The sequence below is a fragment of the Micromonospora sp. I033 genome (assembly GCF_053890995.1).
Genome location: NZ_JBSSLX010000143.1, coordinates 1 through 15,362, shown reverse-complemented (window position 1 = coordinate 15,362; position 15,362 = coordinate 1). Strand labels below are relative to the sequence as shown.

The 15,362-nt window shown below is 75.0% G+C and carries 16 protein-coding genes and 1 pseudogene; 11 read left to right on the top strand and 6 right to left on the bottom strand.

Annotated elements, in window-relative coordinates; genetic code table 11:
• Nucleotides 1-309: pseudogene (locus ACW0Q9_RS21375) on the top strand (hypothetical protein); the annotation flags it as partial.
• A 194-nt stretch (nucleotides 310-503) separates the two neighbouring features.
• Nucleotides 504-989 (top strand): hypothetical protein, encoded by a 486-nt coding sequence (locus ACW0Q9_RS21370; protein ID WP_456183987.1) that lies wholly within the window; start codon nucleotides 504-506, stop codon nucleotides 987-989.
• Nucleotides 990-1,120: 131 nt separating this feature from the next.
• Here the strand turns inward: ACW0Q9_RS21370 and ACW0Q9_RS21365 are convergent, their stop codons facing one another.
• Nucleotides 1,121-2,113 (bottom strand): GlxA family transcriptional regulator, encoded by a 993-nt coding sequence (locus ACW0Q9_RS21365; protein WP_456183985.1) that lies wholly within the window; start codon nucleotides 2,111-2,113, stop codon nucleotides 1,121-1,123.
• A 49-nt stretch (nucleotides 2,114-2,162) separates the two neighbouring features.
• On the opposite strand from ACW0Q9_RS21365, the gene ACW0Q9_RS21360 reads away from it, so the two are divergent.
• The gene (locus ACW0Q9_RS21360; protein WP_456183983.1) at nucleotides 2,163-3,464 is read left to right on the top strand and encodes an MFS transporter; all 1,302 of its coding nucleotides are present in this window, start codon (nucleotides 2,163-2,165) and stop codon (nucleotides 3,462-3,464) included.
• 4 nt (nucleotides 3,465-3,468) lie between these two features.
• Here the strand turns inward: ACW0Q9_RS21360 and ACW0Q9_RS21355 are convergent, their stop codons facing one another.
• Genes ACW0Q9_RS21355 through ACW0Q9_RS21345 form a run of 3 tightly spaced genes read right to left on the bottom strand, consistent with a single transcriptional unit; the run spans nucleotide 3,469 to nucleotide 5,042 of the window.
• The gene (locus tag ACW0Q9_RS21355) at nucleotides 3,469-4,188 is read right to left on the bottom strand and encodes an RICIN domain-containing protein (protein ID WP_456183981.1); all 720 of its coding nucleotides are present in this window, start codon (nucleotides 4,186-4,188) and stop codon (nucleotides 3,469-3,471) included.
• 58 nt (nucleotides 4,189-4,246) lie between these two features.
• Nucleotides 4,247-4,531, bottom strand: coding sequence for a DUF427 domain-containing protein (locus tag ACW0Q9_RS21350; protein ID WP_456183979.1), 285 nt, complete (start codon nucleotides 4,529-4,531; stop codon nucleotides 4,247-4,249).
• 40 nt (nucleotides 4,532-4,571) lie between these two features.
• Complete coding sequence (locus ACW0Q9_RS21345) at nucleotides 4,572-5,042, bottom strand: aminoacyl-tRNA deacylase (protein WP_456183977.1); 471 nt, start codon at nucleotides 5,040-5,042, stop codon at nucleotides 4,572-4,574.
• 93 nt (nucleotides 5,043-5,135) lie between these two features.
• On the opposite strand from ACW0Q9_RS21345, the gene ACW0Q9_RS21340 reads away from it, so the two are divergent.
• The 5 genes from ACW0Q9_RS21340 to ACW0Q9_RS21320 all read left to right on the top strand — a co-directional run bounded on the left by ACW0Q9_RS21340 (nucleotide 5,136) and on the right by ACW0Q9_RS21320 (nucleotide 10,504).
• Nucleotides 5,136-6,521, top strand: coding sequence for an FAD-binding oxidoreductase (locus tag ACW0Q9_RS21340; RefSeq protein WP_456183975.1), 1,386 nt, complete (start codon nucleotides 5,136-5,138; stop codon nucleotides 6,519-6,521).
• Nucleotides 6,518-7,861 carry a class I SAM-dependent methyltransferase gene (locus ACW0Q9_RS21335; protein WP_456183973.1) on the top strand — a complete coding sequence of 448 codons (1,344 nt, stop codon included), beginning with the start codon at nucleotides 6,518-6,520 and terminating at the stop codon, nucleotides 7,859-7,861. The genes ACW0Q9_RS21340 and ACW0Q9_RS21335 overlap by 4 nt, the downstream gene beginning before the upstream one ends.
• A gap of 91 nt (nucleotides 7,862-7,952) precedes the next feature.
• Nucleotides 7,953-8,513, top strand: coding sequence for a helix-turn-helix domain-containing protein (locus ACW0Q9_RS21330; RefSeq protein WP_456183971.1), 561 nt, complete (start codon nucleotides 7,953-7,955; stop codon nucleotides 8,511-8,513).
• Complete coding sequence (locus ACW0Q9_RS21325) at nucleotides 8,506-9,357, top strand: SRPBCC family protein (RefSeq protein ID WP_456183969.1); 852 nt, start codon at nucleotides 8,506-8,508, stop codon at nucleotides 9,355-9,357. Before ACW0Q9_RS21330 ends, ACW0Q9_RS21325 begins: the two co-directional genes overlap by 8 nt.
• Before the next feature lie 187 nt (nucleotides 9,358-9,544).
• Nucleotides 9,545-10,504, top strand: a complete 960-nt coding sequence (locus ACW0Q9_RS21320) for a S1C family serine protease (RefSeq protein WP_456183967.1) — start codon at nucleotides 9,545-9,547, stop codon at nucleotides 10,502-10,504.
• A 31-nt stretch (nucleotides 10,505-10,535) separates the two neighbouring features.
• Here the strand turns inward: ACW0Q9_RS21320 and ACW0Q9_RS21315 are convergent, their stop codons facing one another.
• Entirely contained in the window at nucleotides 10,536-11,738 is a 1,203-nt protein-coding gene (locus ACW0Q9_RS21315) for an RNA polymerase sigma factor (RefSeq protein ID WP_456183965.1), read from the bottom strand.
• A 5-nt stretch (nucleotides 11,739-11,743) separates the two neighbouring features.
• Entirely contained in the window at nucleotides 11,744-12,073 is a 330-nt protein-coding gene (locus ACW0Q9_RS21310; RefSeq protein ID WP_456183963.1) for a YciI family protein, read from the bottom strand.
• A 119-nt stretch (nucleotides 12,074-12,192) separates the two neighbouring features.
• On the opposite strand from ACW0Q9_RS21310, the gene ACW0Q9_RS21305 reads away from it, so the two are divergent.
• The 3 genes from ACW0Q9_RS21305 to ACW0Q9_RS21295 all read left to right on the top strand — a co-directional run.
• Nucleotides 12,193-12,426, top strand: a complete 234-nt coding sequence (locus ACW0Q9_RS21305; RefSeq protein ID WP_456183961.1) for a zinc-ribbon domain-containing protein — start codon at nucleotides 12,193-12,195, stop codon at nucleotides 12,424-12,426.
• A 240-nt stretch (nucleotides 12,427-12,666) separates the two neighbouring features.
• On the top strand, nucleotides 12,667-13,746 hold the full coding sequence (locus ACW0Q9_RS21300) for a hypothetical protein (RefSeq protein ID WP_456183959.1): 1,080 nt from the start codon (nucleotides 12,667-12,669) through the stop codon (nucleotides 13,744-13,746).
• A 31-nt stretch (nucleotides 13,747-13,777) separates the two neighbouring features.
• A partial coding sequence (locus tag ACW0Q9_RS21295) for a hypothetical protein (protein ID WP_456183957.1) occupies nucleotides 13,778-15,362 on the top strand: 1,585 nt, incomplete at its 3' end.

Genomic DNA, 15,362 nt, shown 5'->3' with positions numbered 1-15,362 from the left:
ATCTCGATCGCCACGTCGCTGCAGGAGTCGAAGCTGGAGAACCTGGGTCACCTGGGTGACCGCAACGATCACGACTCGCTGGGCCTGTTCCAGCAGCGCCCGTCGAGCGGTTGGGGTTCGCCGGAGCAGATCACCGACCCTGAGTACTCGACGCTTGCGTTCCTGAAGGGTCTGAAGCAGGTCGACGGCTGGCAGGACATGCCGCTGACCCAGGCCGCCCAGACCGTGCAGGTCTCGGCCTACCCGGACGCCTACGCGCAGTGGGAGCAGCAGGCCGCCGACATCACCGCCCAGCACTGGAACAGCTGACCCAAGCAAACAACGCTGGCCGGCACCCCGAACACGGGGTGCCGGCCAGCCGCGTCTCCGGATCTTGGCGAATTGCCGTCAGCAAGCAGCGAACGGCAACTCGCCATCGATCGAGACGAGCAGAACCCCCCGTCCGGGTGAAGCGGGCGGGGTAACCGCGGTGCGGGCGTCGGAGGCGGGGGTTGGATGCGGGCATGGACGAGGTGGACGCCGAGGCACTACGGCGGGCGTACGAGACGGTGCTCGCGGAGGTGGACGCGGGCGGGTTCGGGCCGCCCCCGGACGGGGAGCTGAGCGCCGAGCAGATCGTGGCGCACCTCGCCGCCAACGACGAGCTGATGAGCGAGGCGACCGAGGCGGTGCTGGTCGGCTCGCCGTTCGCGTACTACGACCTGGAGACCATCCACCGGCCGCAGCTCGACGCGCTGGTCTCCGAGTGCGGCGGGCTGGACGGGCTGGCCGCCCTGCTCCGCGCCACCAGCCAGAAGCTCTGCGCCCTCGCCGACCGGCTCGGCCCGGCCGCCGAGACCCCGGTCGACACCGTGCTGCGGGAGGGCTTCGACCTGGACGTGGACGATTCCCTGCCCTGGGGTCGCGCCCTCGACCTGCACACCCGGGTCCACCTCCCCATGCACCTGGCCCAGCTCCGCGCCCTCCGCCGCCAACCCCACCTCGCCTGACCGCCCGAGCCACCACCGCGCCGAGCCACCACCGCGCCGAGCCGCCACCGCGCCGAGCCGCCATCGCGCCGAGCCGCCATCGCGCCGAGCCGCCATCGCGCCGAGCCGCCATCGCGTCGAGGCGTCCGACGTCAGGGGGTTGGGCGGAAGCTGCGGCGGTAGGTCGCCGGGGCGACCCCGACCCGGGAGTGGAAGTGCTGGCGGAGGGCGGCGGTGGTGCCGAAGCCGGCGTGCCGGGCGATCTGGTCGACGGTCAGGTCGGTGGTCTCCAGCAGCAGCCGGGCGTGCTCGGTGCGCTGCTGGAGCAGCCACTGCGCCGGGCTGAGCCCGGTCTCCGAGCGGAAGTGCCGGGTGAAGGTGCGGACGCTCATCCGGGCGTGCGCGGCCAGCTCGCGGAGCGCGACCGGCTCGTGCAGCCGCTGCCGGGCCCACTCCCGGGTGGCCGCGGTGCCGGTCTCCGCCGTCCGGGGCACCGGGCGCTCGATGTACTGGGACTGGCCGCCCTCGCGCCACGGCGGCACCACGCAGCGCCGGGCCGACCGGTTGGCCACCGCGCTGCCGTGGTCGGTGCGGATGACGTGCAGGCAGAGGTCGATGCCGGCGGCCACCCCGGCCGAGGTGAGCACATCGCCGCCGTCGACGAAGAGCACGTCCGGGTCGAGGTCCACGTGCGGGTGGAACCGGCGGAACCGGTCCGCGTACGCCCAGTGGGTGGTGGCCCGGCGGCCGTCGAGCAGGCCGGCGGCGGCCAGCACGAACGCGCCCGTGCAGATCGACATGATCCGGGCACCCCGGTCGTGGGCGGCGCGCAGCGCGGCTGCCACCGAAGCGTCAAGCGTCCCGTCGGTCAGCGCCGGGCCGTCGTGGATGCCGGGGACGACCACCGTGTCGGCCGTGTCCAGCAGTTCCAGGCCGTGGTCGGGAACCACCTGGAAGCCGGCGGTGCTGCGGATGGGCCGGCCGCCCGGAGTGCAGACCTGGACGCGGTAGAGGGGCGTCAGGTCCGCGGTGCGGGCGGTGCCGAAGACCTGGGCCGGGGTGCCGAGGTCGAGGCCGACCACGTCGTCGAGGGCGAGCACCGCGATCCGGTGCGGCACGACAGTCATGGCCCGATTATTGCGCATGATGGCTTTCCGGCCACTCGTCGCGCCGGCCGGCCCCGCCGAGACTCGGATGGTGACCCGACACCGTCTGCATCCGGCCTGGCTCGTGGCCGGCGTCTCGTTCGTCGCCCTGGTCGGCGCCGCTGGCTTCCGCGCCACCCCCAGCGTGCTGCTGCACCCGCTGCACGCCGAGTTCGGCTGGCCCCTGGCCACCATCTCCGCCGCCGTCTCGGTCAACCTCATGCTCTACGGGCTCACCGCCCCGTTCGCCGCCGCGCTGATGGACCGGTTCGGCATCCGCCGGGTGGTGGCCGGCGCGCTCGTGCTTGTCGCGCTGGGCAGCGCGCTGACCGTGGGGATGACCGCGAGCTGGCAGCTCATCCTCTGCTGGGGCGTGCTGGTCGGGCTGGGCACCGGCTCGATGGCGCTGGCCTTCGTGGCGACGGTCACCGGGCGCTGGTTCGTCAAGCGCCGTGGCCTGGTCACCGGCGTGCTGACCGCGGGCGGGGCCGCCGGCCAGCTGGTCTTCCTCCCGCTGGTCGCCGTGCTGGTGCGCGACCACGGCTGGCGGGTGGCGGCGCTGGTCGTGGCCGGGGCCGCGCTGGCGGTCGTACCCCTGGTGGTGTGGCTGCTCCGCGAGCACCCCGCGGATCTCGGGCTGCCCGCCTACGGCGCGACCGAGGTGGTGCCCCCGACGCCGCCGGCGGGCGGGGCGGCGGCCCGGGCGGTCGGCGCGCTCGCCGCCGCCGCGCGGACCCGGCCGTTCTGGCTGCTCGCCGGCGGCTTCGCGATCTGCGGCGCGACCACCAACGGCCTGGTCGGCACCCACTTCGTGCCGGCCGCGCACGACCACGGCATGGCGGAGACCACCGCGGCGGGCCTGCTCGCCCTGGTGGGGCTCTTCGACATCGTCGGCACGATCGTCTCCGGCTGGCTCACCGACCGGGTGGACAGCCGGCTGCTGCTCGGCGCCTACTACGCGCTGCGCGGGGCGTCGCTGGTGGTGCTGCCGAGCCTCTTCGCGGGTTCCGCACGGCCGAGCATGCTGGTCTTCATCGTCTTCTACGGCCTGGACTGGGTGGCCACCGTGCCGCCCACCGTGGCGCTGTGCCGGGAGTGGTTCGGCGCGTCCGGCGCGGTGGTCTTCGGCTGGGTGTTCGCCGCCCACCAGGTCGGAGCGGCGCTCGCCGCCACCGGCGCCGGCCTGGTCCGTGACCGGCTCGGCGACTACGCCGCGGCCTGGTACGTGGCCGGCGCCCTGTCGATCGGCGCAGCCGGGCTCTCGCTGCTGCTGCGCCGCCGCCGCGGCGACGAGCCGGCGTTCGCGCTTCCCGTCGCGGTCGGCCGCCGGGCCTGGAGCTACCGGGGCTGACCGGTCAGCCGACCGCCCACTGCTGCTCGGGAGCCCCGTTGCAGGGGGCCTGTTCGAGCTGGCTCCCGGCCTCGGTGCCGGCGTCGTCGACCTGCCCGCACTTGCCGCTGTGCACGGCGACCAGCAGCACCGGGCCGGACCCGGTCGGGTTGAGCTTCCACTGCTGGTTGGCCTGGCCGTTGCAGGACCACTGCACCAGGTCCGTGCCGTCGTCGGTGTGCTGCCCGTACACGTCCAGGCACTTGCCGCTGGCCGCGTTGACCAGGACGTAGGTGTCGGCGGCCACCGGGGTGACCACCCACTGCTGTTCCGGCCCGCCGGAGCAGTCGGCCAGCGCGGCGTTCGCGCCCTCCGGGTCCTCGCCGGTCACCCCGAGGCAGCGGCCGGAGGGGACCCCACGGATCACCTTCGGGGTGGCCGCGGGGGCCGCCGGCGTGGTCGGCGCGGCGCTCGGTGAGGGCGCCGCCGAGGTGGGGGCCGGCGCCGTCGTGGCCGGGGCCGCACTCGACCCGCTCGCCGCCGGCGTCGGCACGGCCGCCGCCGGCACCACCGGCTGGCCGCCACCGCCGCCGAGCACGCCGGTGGCGAAGAACACCCCCAGGAGTACGCCGGCCACGGCGACGCCCAGCGCGATCCGCATCAGCGGGTCCTGCGGCAGCCCGCGGCGGGCCGGGCGGCGGCCGCCGTAGACGGTGCCGGAGGAGTCGGTGCGTGGGTCGGCCATGGGGGCATCCTGACCCACCGGGACCGTGAAGAGCCAGTCGCCCCGGCGGCGGGTTGACTCAGTCGACGACCCGGACGTCCTTCCAGAACGCCACCCGGTCACGCACCATCTCCGCCTCCGGCTTGGGGTCGGGGTAGTACCAGACGGCGTCCGGGCTGGTCGTGCCCGCGTGTTCGAGGGTGTAGTAGGAGGCGGTGCCCTTCCACGGGCAGACCGTGTGGGTGTCGGAGTCGCGGATCAGGTCGTCGCGCAGGGCCGAACGCGGGAAGTAGTGGTTGCCCTCGACCAGCACGGTGTCGTCGCTCTCCGCGACGACCAGGTCGTTCCAGACGGCTTTCGGCATGCCCCCACGCTATGCCGGGCAGCGGCCCGGCGGCCACCGCTCAGCGGGCCGGTTCGGGGTCGGTGACGTCGGCGACGGTCGCGTCGAGCGCCTCGAGCGCGGCGTCCGCGTCGACCGCGACGGCCACCCCGTGCTCGCCCGCGCCGAGGGTGATCTCCCGGCCGCGCAGCCGCTCGTCGGCGACCACCGGCCAGGCGGTGCTCGCGCCGAACGGGGTGATGGTGCCGCGCTCGTAGCCGGTGGCCGCCCGGGCCGCCGCCGCGTCCGGCATGGACATCCGGCTCACCCCGAGCAACTGGCGCAGCTTGGGCCAGGAGATGACCCGGTCGCCGGGGGTGAGCACGAAGAGGTGGTCGTCCTCGCCGCGCCGGACCACGATGGTCTTGACCACGTCGGGGACCTCGACGCCACGCGCCGCCGCCGCCTCGGCGAGGCTGCGTACCGGGCCGTGCCGGATCACCCGGTAGGGCAGGCCGGTGAGATCCAGGGCGGTCAGCGCGGGGGAGGACATGCCCGCCACGGTAACCCGCCGATCTTCGGGTGGCCTCGAAATGGCCACCGTGGACATCCCACGAATTGTCGTACCCAGGCGTAAGGTGATCTCATGCACGCTGTCCGTGATCATGAGCGGGCGGTGGACGCGCTGCGGCGGTCGTACGCCGCGGTGCCCGCCGGGGAACCCGTACGGCTGGCCAAGCAGACCTCCAACCTCTTCCGACCCCGATCCGCGCCACGCACCCCCGGCCTGGACGTGAGCGGCCTGACCGGGGTGCTCTCCGTCGACCCGGACGCCCGGACCGCCGACGTGCAGGGCATGTGCACCTACGAGGACCTGGTCGACGCGACCCTGCCGCACCACCTGATGCCGCTGGTCGTGCCGCAGCTGCGCACGATCACCCTGGGCGGCGCGGTGACCGGGCTGGGCATCGAGTCCACCTCGTTCCGCAACGGCCTGCCGCACGAGTCGGTGACCGAGCTGGACATCCTCACCGGAGCCGGCGAGCTGGTCACCGCCCGGCCGGTGGGCGAGCACGCCGACCTCTTCCGGGCCTTCCCCAACTCGCTGGGCAGCCTCGGCTACTCGACCCGGCTGCGCATCGAGCTGCAACCGGTCCGCCGCTACGTGGCGCTGCGCAACATCCGGTACAGCCGGCTGGAGGAGCTGACCGACGCGATCGCCGAGGTGGTCGCCAAGGGCTCCTGGGAGGGTGAGCCGGTCGACGGGATGGACGGGGTGATGTTCAGCCCCGGCGAGGCGTACCTGGTGCTCGCCACGTTCACCGACGAGGCCGAGGGCCGGCCGAGGGACTACACCGGCCAGGACATCTATTACCGCTCGCTGCGCCGGCGCACCCGCGACGTGCTCACCACCCACGACTACCTGTGGCGCTGGGACACCGACTGGTTCTGGTGCTCCGCCGCGTTCGGGGTGCAGCACCCGGTGGTCCGCCGGCTCTGGCCGCAGCGCTACCGGCGCAGCGACTTCTACCACCGCCTGGTCCGGCTGGAGCACCGGCACCAGGTGGCCGCCCGGATCGACCGCTGGCGGGGCCGGCCAGCCCGGGAGCGGGTGGTGCAGGACGTGGAGATCCCGCTCGCCGGCACGGCCGACTTCCTGCGCTGGTTCGCCCGGACGGTGCAGATGACGCCGGTGTGGCTCTGCCCGCTGCGGCTGCGGGAGCCGGCCGGTCCGGGATCCGCCCGGGCCTGGCCGCTGTATCCCCTCCAACCGGGCGAAACCTATGTGAACATCGGTTTCTGGGGGAGCGTGCCGATCGCCGAGGGCGCCGCCGACGGCGACGTCAACCGGGAGATCGAGCGCGCGGTGTCGGAGGCGGGCGGGCACAAGTCGCTCTACTCCGACGCGTACTACGACCGGGCGGCGTTCGACCGGCTCTACGGCGGGGAGACCTGGCGCGCCGTGAAGGAACGCTACGACCCTGACCATCGGCTCACCGGACTGTACGAGAAGGCGGTAGCGCGAGCATGAGTCTGACCGACCGAACACCCGGGGCGGCGAGTGCCCCGGCGGGACCGCCGGCGGGGGGCCGGCGGACCGGACCGACCGTGGCGGATGTGATCCGCGCGGTCACCACGGGCGACCTGCCCGTACGCATCACCGGGTACGACGGCAGCGCGGTGGGCCCGGCCGACACCGGGATCACCCTGGCGATCCGCTCCGAACGCGGGCTGTCCTACCTGCTCACCGCCCCGGGTGACCTGGGCATGGCCCGCGCCTACGTGAGCGGCGACCTCGGGCTGGAGGGAGTCCACCCTGGCGACCCGTACGAGGCGTTGCGGGTGCTCAAGGACGAGATGCCGCTGCGGATGCCGCCGGTGGGCGAGGCGCTGGCCCTGGTCAAGGGGCTCGGCTGGGAGCGGCTGCTGCCGCCACCGCCCCCGCCGCAGGAGGCCGCGCCGCGCTGGAAGCGGGTGGTGAACGGGCTGCGCCACTCCCGCACCCGGGACAGCAATGCGATCTCCCACCACTACGACGTCTCCAACGCCTTCTACGAGAAGGTGCTCGGCCCGTCGATGACGTACACCTGCGCGGTCTTCCACAGCCCGAGTGACACTCTGGAGGAGGCGCAGCGGGCCAAGTACGACCTGGTCGCCGGCAAGCTGGCGCTGAAGCCGGGGATGCGGCTGCTCGACGTGGGCTGCGGCTGGGGCGGCATGGTCCGGCACGCGGCCCGGGAATACGGCGTCAAGGCGCTCGGCGTCACCCTGTCGAGGGCGCAGGCCGAGTGGGCGCAGGCGGCGATCGAGCGGGAGGGGCTGGGCGACCTCGCCGAGGTGCGCCACCTCGACTACCGGGACGCCCCGCGCGAGCAGTTCGACGCGATCTCCTCGATCGGGCTGACCGAGCACATCGGGGTGCGCAACTACCCGGCCTACTTCGGGGCGTTGCGCAGCCGGCTCAAGCCCGGCGGGCGGCTGCTAAACCACTGCATCACCCGGGCGGACAACCGGGCCCCGCACCGCTCCGGCGCGTTCATCGACCGCTACGTCTTCCCGGACGGCGAGCTGGCCGGGCCCGGCCGGCTGATCAGCGAGATCCACGACGCCGGGTTCGAGGTGCACCACGAGGAGAACCTGCGCCAGCACTACGCGCTGACCCTGGCCGGCTGGTGCCGCAACCTCGTCGAGCACTGGGACTTCTGCGTCGGCGAGGTCGGCCCGGGCACCGCCCGGGTCTGGGGGCTCTACATGGCCGGCTCCCGGATGGCCTTCGAGCGCAACGGGATCCAGCTGCACCAGGTGCTCGCCACGCACAACGAGGCGCAGGGGGTGAACGGCTACCCGCTGCGTCCCGACTGGACGCCCTGACGGTCCCCGTCCCCGGAAGGCCGCGCGGTCCGCGCGGCCTTTCGTCGAACCCATTGACAAAGAAGTTTTGTACGTACAAACTGATTTTGCCATGAGAGACGTCCTGTACCTGGAAGAGCGCGAGCAGGCCGAAGCCCTGCTCAAGCCGCAGCGGATCGAGGTGCTGCGGCAGCTCGCCGAGCCCCGCACCTGCACCGAGATCGCCGCACGGCTGGGGCAGACCCCGCAGCGGGTCTACTACCACGTCAAGCAGTTGGTCGCGGCCGGGCTGGCCGAGCAGGTCGCCGAGCGGCGGGTGCGCGGCATCAGCGAGGGGATCTACCAGGCCGCCGCCCGGTCCTACTGGCTCTCGCCGCGGCTGGTCGGCCGGATCGGCGGGGACCGCCGGGCGCGGGACGAGCTGAGCCTGGGCTACCTGCTCGACCTCATGGAGGAGGTCCAGGCCGACATCGCCGCGCTGGACCGCACCGCCCCCGAGCTGCCGTCCATCGGTGTCTCCGGCGAGATCCGGGTGCCCGCCGAGCGGCGGCAGGAGTTCCTGCACGACCTGCAGTCGACGCTGCAGGACCTTTTCACGCGCTACGGCGGCGCCGAGGGGGACGCCTTCAAGCTCGCCGTGGCCTGCTACCCGAAGGGCGACAACCATGAGTGACCTGCTGACCGTCCGGGCCCGTATCGCCGCGCCGGCCGAGGCCGTGCGCCGCGCGCTGACCGACCCGGCCGAGCTGCGCACCTGGCTGGCCGAGCACGCCGAGGTCGAGCTGCCCCGGCGCTACGAGTTCTGGGGCCGCTACACGCCGGAGGGGGACGCGCCGCACCAGCGGCTGCTGCACGCCGACGAGCGGACGCTGCGCTTCGCCTGGACGCTCGACGGGGTGGAGACCACCACCGAGTTCGAGCTGACCCCCGAGGACGGGAGCACCGTGCTCGCCCTGCGGCAGAGCCACTTCAGCTTCGCCGAGGCGATGAGCGGCAGCAGCATCCGCGGGGTTCTGCAGACCTTCTGGGCGCTGGCGATCGCCAACCTCAACGCCCACCTGGAGGGTCGCCCGCTGCTGCCGCGCACCGACTTCACCTCCGCCGACCTGCGTGGCGAGCTGCTGATCGACGCGCCCATGGACAAGGTGTGGACCTCGCTGACCGACTCCGAGCAGGCCAGCGCCTGGTTCGGTTACCCGATCGGCATCGAGCCCTGGGTCGGCGGCCGCTACGCCATGGGCGGCTTCGACGCGGGTCTCGCCGCCAAGATCGTCGACCTGACGCCGGGCCGCGCGCTCTCCGTCGACTGGGGACCGGTCGGGGTCAGCACCTGGGAGCTGGCCGAGTCCGACGGCCGCACGAAGCTGACCTTCGTGCAGTCCGGCTTCGACGAGGGCAACCCCCCGTACGCGGCCTGGAGCGGGAGCGTGGCCGGGCTCGCCGAGCTGCGCCGCTTCCACGAGCTGGCCGACTGGCAGCCGATCTGGCTCGCCGTGGAGATGCCCAGCAACGCCTGAGCCTGCGGTCCCTGGTCCCGCCCGGTGTGGCGGGGCCAGGGCACACCGGAACTCCACAGGAAAGGCACAAGCGCGCCCCAGATCCCCGCGCCACGGTGGAACCATCACCGAAGCGAGGAGGATCCATGCGGCACCACGGCAGCACCGTCGACCCCGCCACCGTCACCGGCCGGCCGGCGGTGGCCCGATGACCGACATCATGGCCCGCCCTGCGCCCGCCGCACCGCCGGCCCCCGTCGAGCACCCGGCAACCGGGCCGGCCCCGGTCGAGCGGCCCTCGCCCGCCGTGGCCGGTGGCCCGACCGGGGCGGGGTGTCCGCCCGCCGAGCCACCCCGGACCGCCGGGGCGCCGGACCTGCCACCGGAGACGCCGGCCGCCACGACCCGGACGGGCCCCTACCGGCGCCGCCGCCGGCTCGTCGCGGCCGGCGCCGCGCTGGTGCTCATGCTCGGCGGGGGCGCCTCCGGCGCGCTGGTCACCGACCGGCTTCTCGATGACGGGACGGTCGCCACCGCGATCCGGGTCACCCCCGCGTCGACCAGCACGATCGACAGCCTCTCGGCGGTCGTCGCCGGGGTGTCGCCGAGCATCGTCACGGTCACCGCCGCCGGGAACGGCGGCACCAGCCTCGGCTCCGGCGTCGTCCTCGACGCCGACGGGCTGATCCTGACCAACGCGCACGTGATCTCCTCCGGTGGCAGCCTGGCCGTGGAGCTGTCCGACGGGCGTACCGCCCCGGCCACCCTCGTCGGCAGCGACACCGGCGCGGACATCGCGCTGCTGCGGGCCGACGGTCTCACCGGGCTCACCCCGGCGACGCTCGGCTCCGACGCCACGCTGCGGGTGGGCGACCCGGTGGTGGCCTTCGGCAGCCCGCTCGGGCTGGCGGGCACGGTCACCTCGGGCATCGTCTCCGCGCTGGACCGCTCGGTGGACGACATGAGCGGCCTCATCCAGACCGACGCGGCGATCAACCACGGCAACTCCGGCGGCGCCCTGGTCGACACCGCCGGCCGGGTGGTCGGCATCAACGTCGCCATCGCCACCACCGGTCAGGACGAGGGCAGCATCGGGCTCGGCTTCGCCATCCCGGTCGACACGGTGCGCGCCGTCGTCGACCGCCTCACCGCCGCCGCCACCGGCTGACTTCCGGCCGGCTCGGCGCGACGAGGGACGCTCAGGGCGACAGCTCGGCGGCACGGCGGAGCAGCGCCCGCCGTTCCGGGTCGGAGCGGACCTCGTCGGCGGCGGCCCGGAACAGCGCGGCGGCGCGTACCGGGTCGCCGAGGCGGGAGGTCAGCTCGGCCTCGGCCGCCACCGCCGGCGGGTAGCCGTGCAGCGCCCCGCCGGCCCGGGCCTCGGCGAGCAGGGCCAGCCCGGCGGCGGGGCCGTGCGCGTAGCCGTGGGCCACCGCCCGGTTGAGCCGGACCACCGGGGTCGGGCGGAGCGCGGCCAGCGCGTCGTAGCAGCGCGCGATGGCCGGCCAGTCGGTCTCGGCGGCGGTCGGCGCGGTGGCGTGCGCGGCGGCGATCCGGGCCTGGAGGGCGTACGGGCCGTCACCGGCCCGGTCCAGCAGCGCGACGCCCTCGGCGATGGCGGCCCGGTCCCAGCGGGCGCGGTCCTGCTGGTCGAGGGTGAGCAGGTCGCCGGACGGGTCGCGGCGGGCCGCCCGGCGGGAGTGGTGCAGCAGGAACAGGGCGAGCAGCCCGGCGGCCTCGGGCTCGTCCGGCAGGAGCGTGTGCAGCAGCCGGGCCAGCCGGATCGCCTCGGCGGCGAACGCCGGCTCGCCGTCGGCGTCGTACCCCCGGGTGAAGAGCAGGTAGAGCACGGCCAGCACGCCCGGCAGGCGCTCGACCAGCGCGGGCCCGGTCGGCACCCGGTAGGGGACGCCGGCCGCGGCGATCCGGGCCTTGGCCCGGGTGAGCCGGCGGGTCATTGTCGACTCGCTGACCAGGAAGGCGCGGGCGATGTCGGCGGTCGGCACCCCGGCCACCGTGCGCAGGGTCAGCGCCACCCGGGCCTCCAGGGCCAGCGCCGGGTGGCAGCAGGTGAAGATGAGCCGGAGCCGGTCGTCCACGACGTCTCCCTCCGGTGGCGCGGGCGCGGGATCGGTGAGCAGCGCCAGGTCGCGCAGCTTGCGGCGTTCGACGCTGGCCCGGCGCAGCACGTCCACGGCCCGGTTGCGGGCGGCCGTCATCAGCCACCCGCCCGGGTTGTCCGGCACGCCGGTCCGCGGCCAGCGCTCCAGCGCCGCCGCCAGGGCCTCCTGGGCGCAGTCCTCGGCCAGGGTCCAGTCGCCGGTGACGCGGATCAGGGCGGCCACGATCCGCGGGTACGCCTCGGCGCCCGCGTCGGCGACCGCCCCGGCCGCGTCGGTCACCCGGATCAGTCCTCCACCAGCGGGCGCAGCTCGATGCGCCCGGCGTACGCCATCGGGTGGGCGCGGGCCACCTCGACCGCCTCGTCCAGGTCGGCGCACTCCAGCAGGTCGAAGCCCACGATCACCTCCTTGGTCTCGGCGAACGGGCCGTCGGTGAGCAGCAGCTCGCCGTCGCGGACCCGGACGGTGGTGGCGGCCGACGGGGGCGCGAACCGGCTGCCGGTCAGCCGCTGGCCGTTGGCGTCCCGCTCGGCCACCCACTTCTCGATGTCGGGCGCGGCGTCCGGGTTCCGGTCGGGCCGGGTGTCGGTGCAGACGAGCATCATGTACTTCATCGCTTCACTCCTGTCGGTCGTGCTTCCATCCACCCTGACGATCGGGAACCGCGCATCCGGACAGCCGTGGGAAAAATATCGGTGGTGATTTCCGGGGCCCGACGGGGTAATGCCGGGCGATGTTCTTCATCTTCGGGCTCCGGACCAAGGTCGACCGGTCCGGCGTGGTCACCCAGGTCTGCCGCAACTGCGGCAACCGGGCCGCCCAGGTCATCACCCGGCGGGCCACGAAGTTCACCCTCTTCTTCATCCCGCTGATCCCGGTACGCACCCGCTACGCGCAGCAGTGCACGTTCTGCGGCGCCCAGTACGACATCTCCCGGGCCGAGGCCGAGCGCCTCCCGGTCGGCTGACCGTGGCCCGCTTCCTCTGCTGGCTGATCGGCCGCCAGCCGGTCACCCCGCCGGCCGCGCCGGTGCACACCGCCTCCCGGCCGCCGTGCACGCCCGGTCGGCGGCACCGCCGCCGCGGCCGGCCCACGGCGGGTGCCGAGTCGCCCCGCTCACCCTGGAACCGGTCGGCCGGCCGCTGACCACCGGCGGGCGGGCGCGGCGGCGGCCGTCGCGGCGCGCAGCGCCTATCCTGGGCGGATCATGACGGAGACCGCCCGGCGCCTGGCCGAGATCCGGGGTGGCGTGCCGCCCCGGCGGCACAACGCCCGCACCATCGCCGCGCTGACCGGCAACCCCGGCTGCACCCGCCGCGCCGTGCTGGACAGCGCCGGGGTCGACAAGCCGAAGCTGGCCGAGCGGATCGGCTTCCCGGCCCGCTTCGGCCAGTCCCGCTTCGCCATCACCCGGGGCAACGCGTTCGAGGCCCAGGTGAAGGCGGACGGCGGGACGGAGCTGCTGCGCCTGGTCGCCGAGCGGCTGGGCGTACCGGTGCCGGAGGGCGCCACCTGGACCGACCTGGGCGGCGACGAGGACCGGCCGGAGCGGTCCCGGGCCGCACTCACCTCGCCGGGCGACGCACCGGCGCTCTTCGACCACCCGCTGCTCGGCCTGGACGTCGCCGGCCGCCGGGTGAACCTGGAGCCGGACCTGGTGGCTGCCCGGCTCGCCGGCCGGTTCCACGTCGTGGAGATCAAGTCCTTCCCGGTCATCGACGGCCAGGCTGACCCCGCGAAGGTCGCCGCCGCCGCGATCCAGTCCGCCGTCTACGTGCTGGCGCTGCGCGAGCTGCTCGCCGCCGAGGGGCGGGACCCGGAGCTCGTCTCGCACGAGGTGGTGCTGGTCTGCCCGCGCGACTTCGCCAACCGGCCGGTGGCCAGCCTGCTCGACGTGCGCAAGCAGTTGCTGGTGCTGCGCCGCCAGCTCGACCGGATGGCCCGGATCGACGATCTGCTCGCCGAGGTGCCGGCCGGATTCACGGCCGACCTGACCGCCGACCCGGCCACGCTGGCCGGCGCGCTGCACGACGTCCCGGCCCGCTACGCGCCGGACTGCCTGGCCGCCTGCGAGCTGGCCTACTTCTGCCGGCACGAGGCGCGCGGCCACACCGGCGCGCTCGGCCGGCCCGTCCGCGAGGCGCTCGGCGGCGTCGCCGAGGTGGCCGAGGTGCTGGCGCTCGCCACCGGCGAACGCGCCCCCGAACCGGAGCAGGCGGAGGCCGCCGCGCTGCTGCGCGCCGCCGCGCGCCTGCGCGCCGACGCCCTCACCGGACACCCCGCATGAGTACGCCCCGACGCCCCGCCCGGAGCACCCGGTGAGCACCCTGCGTGCGCTGGCCCAGGCGCAGGCGGTCGCCGCCGGGGTGGCCCAGCCGGTGGCCACCGTCCGGCACCTGCACCTGTCCGACCGCCCGCTCGTGCTGGTGCCGCTCGCGCTGGCCGGCGAGGCGAACGCCCCGCTCGCGGCCCTGGTCGGCGCGGCACCCGACGAGGCCCGGCTGCTCGTCGTGCCGCAGCCCCGCAACCGGGACCAGCGCTTCGCGTTCGCGGCCGAGCTGGCCGGGATCGTGCTGCCCTGGCTTGACGAGTTCCGGGGGGTAAGCGAGGCCGTGCCGGTCGACCGGGGCAGGGACGTCCGGTACCGCTACGCCGACGCCCCGCAACTGCTGGTCCCGAACCCGGCCGGGATCACCTTCCTGCGGCTGTTCGGTCGCTCCACCCGGTTCCGCCGGCCGGACGGCGAGCACCCGGTGCACCCGTCGGTGCCGCTGCTCGGCCGGTGGCTGACCTTCTTCGCCGAGCGCGCCGAGCACCCCGGCTCGGCGGCGCTGGTGGCGCTGACCGACGCGCTCACTCTGCACTGGGCGACCGGGCAGAGCGCCGTGGAGGACCTGCACCTGCCGGCGCTGCTGGGCTGGCTCGACCCGCCGCCGGGGCTGACCGGCGCCGAGGCCGCCGCCCGTGCCGAGGACCCGGCGCGCTGCCCCCCGGCCGGCCCGGCCACCGACCCGGACTTCGACAACCACCGGCTCGCCCCGGCCATCGAGGCGTACACCCGGGCCGGGGACGACCCGGACGCCCGCGCGGCCGCGTACGCGGAGCTGGAACGGCTGCTGCGCGACCAGCTCACGCCCACCTGGGAGCTGATGTGGCGGGGCATCGGCCTGCTGCGCGCCCTGCCGCCCGGCGCCCGGGTGGCCGGCCGCTGGGACGGCGACAAGGACGCCTTCACGGCGCACGCCGAGCACGTCGACGCCGGGGGCGGCCCGCAGCCGCGCCGGGACGGCGCGGTGGCCGCGGCGGCGCGCCTGCACCGGCTGGAGCGGGCGCTCGCCTCCTACGCGGTGCAGCGCGCCTACGACGACCCGCTGGTGATGGCCGAGCACCGGCTGACCGGCGAGGCGTTCGTCGGCGACGTGACCCTGGCCGACCCGAAGCGGGTGGACGACACCGGGAAGCGGCCGGTGCTGCGCCCGCGGATCCAGGTGGTCACCACCGAGCCGGTGCTCGTGCCGGTCGGCGCGACGCTCTACTCGCCGGCCCGGCCGGGCCAGAAGGCGAAGGTGGTCTTCGTGACCCCGGCCGCGGACGGCAAGACCGAGGTGGTGCTGGAGCTGTCCGGCGGGATGGGGCGCGGGCTGAGCGCCCCGCCGGGCAGTGTGCCCGAGGTGGGGGAGCGGCTCTGCCTCACCACCCTGTCGGACGGCTACCTGCCCGCCGGTGCCTTCCCCGCCCCGGAGGAGACGCCGTGGACGCACGGCGGGTGCGGGACATGGCGTGTTCCACGACCGTCAGCAGCGCCCGCGCCACCGACGACGGGTCGCGCGCGTCGCAGGCGGTCAGGGGTACGCGGGCCGGCAGCGCCAGCGCGGCGCGGACGTCGACGGGCGGGGGGGGGCG

What these genes read in the sequence shown, in the direction of transcription:
- ACW0Q9_RS21300 (WP_456183959.1), top strand. Translation starts at nt 12,667, where the DNA reads ATGACGGAGACCGCCCGGCGCCTGGCCGAGATCCGGGGTGGCGTGCCG.
- ACW0Q9_RS21340 (WP_456183975.1), top strand. Translation starts at nt 5,136, where the DNA reads ATGCACGCTGTCCGTGATCATGAGCGGGCGGTGGACGCGCTGCGGCGG.
- ACW0Q9_RS21360 (WP_456183983.1), top strand. Translation starts at nt 2,163, where the DNA reads ATGGTGACCCGACACCGTCTGCATCCGGCCTGGCTCGTGGCCGGCGTC.
- ACW0Q9_RS21325 (WP_456183969.1), top strand. Translation starts at nt 8,506, where the DNA reads ATGAGTGACCTGCTGACCGTCCGGGCCCGTATCGCCGCGCCGGCCGAG.
- ACW0Q9_RS21355 (WP_456183981.1), bottom strand. Translation starts at nt 4,188, where the DNA reads ATGGCCGACCCACGCACCGACTCCTCCGGCACCGTCTACGGCGGCCGC.
- ACW0Q9_RS21350 (WP_456183979.1), bottom strand. Translation starts at nt 4,531, where the DNA reads ATGCCGAAAGCCGTCTGGAACGACCTGGTCGTCGCGGAGAGCGACGAC.
- ACW0Q9_RS21365 (WP_456183985.1), bottom strand. Translation starts at nt 2,113, where the DNA reads ATGCGCAATAATCGGGCCATGACTGTCGTGCCGCACCGGATCGCGGTG.
- ACW0Q9_RS21310 (WP_456183963.1), bottom strand. Translation starts at nt 12,073, where the DNA reads ATGAAGTACATGATGCTCGTCTGCACCGACACCCGGCCCGACCGGAAC.
- ACW0Q9_RS21320 (WP_456183967.1), top strand. Translation starts at nt 9,545, where the DNA reads ATGACCGACATCATGGCCCGCCCTGCGCCCGCCGCACCGCCGGCCCCC.
- ACW0Q9_RS21330 (WP_456183971.1), top strand. Translation starts at nt 7,953, where the DNA reads ATGAGAGACGTCCTGTACCTGGAAGAGCGCGAGCAGGCCGAAGCCCTG.
- ACW0Q9_RS21305 (WP_456183961.1), top strand. Translation starts at nt 12,193, where the DNA reads ATGTTCTTCATCTTCGGGCTCCGGACCAAGGTCGACCGGTCCGGCGTG.
- ACW0Q9_RS21345 (WP_456183977.1), bottom strand. Translation starts at nt 5,042, where the DNA reads ATGTCCTCCCCCGCGCTGACCGCCCTGGATCTCACCGGCCTGCCCTAC.
- ACW0Q9_RS21335 (WP_456183973.1), top strand. Translation starts at nt 6,518, where the DNA reads ATGAGTCTGACCGACCGAACACCCGGGGCGGCGAGTGCCCCGGCGGGA.
- ACW0Q9_RS21370 (WP_456183987.1), top strand. Translation starts at nt 504, where the DNA reads ATGGACGAGGTGGACGCCGAGGCACTACGGCGGGCGTACGAGACGGTG.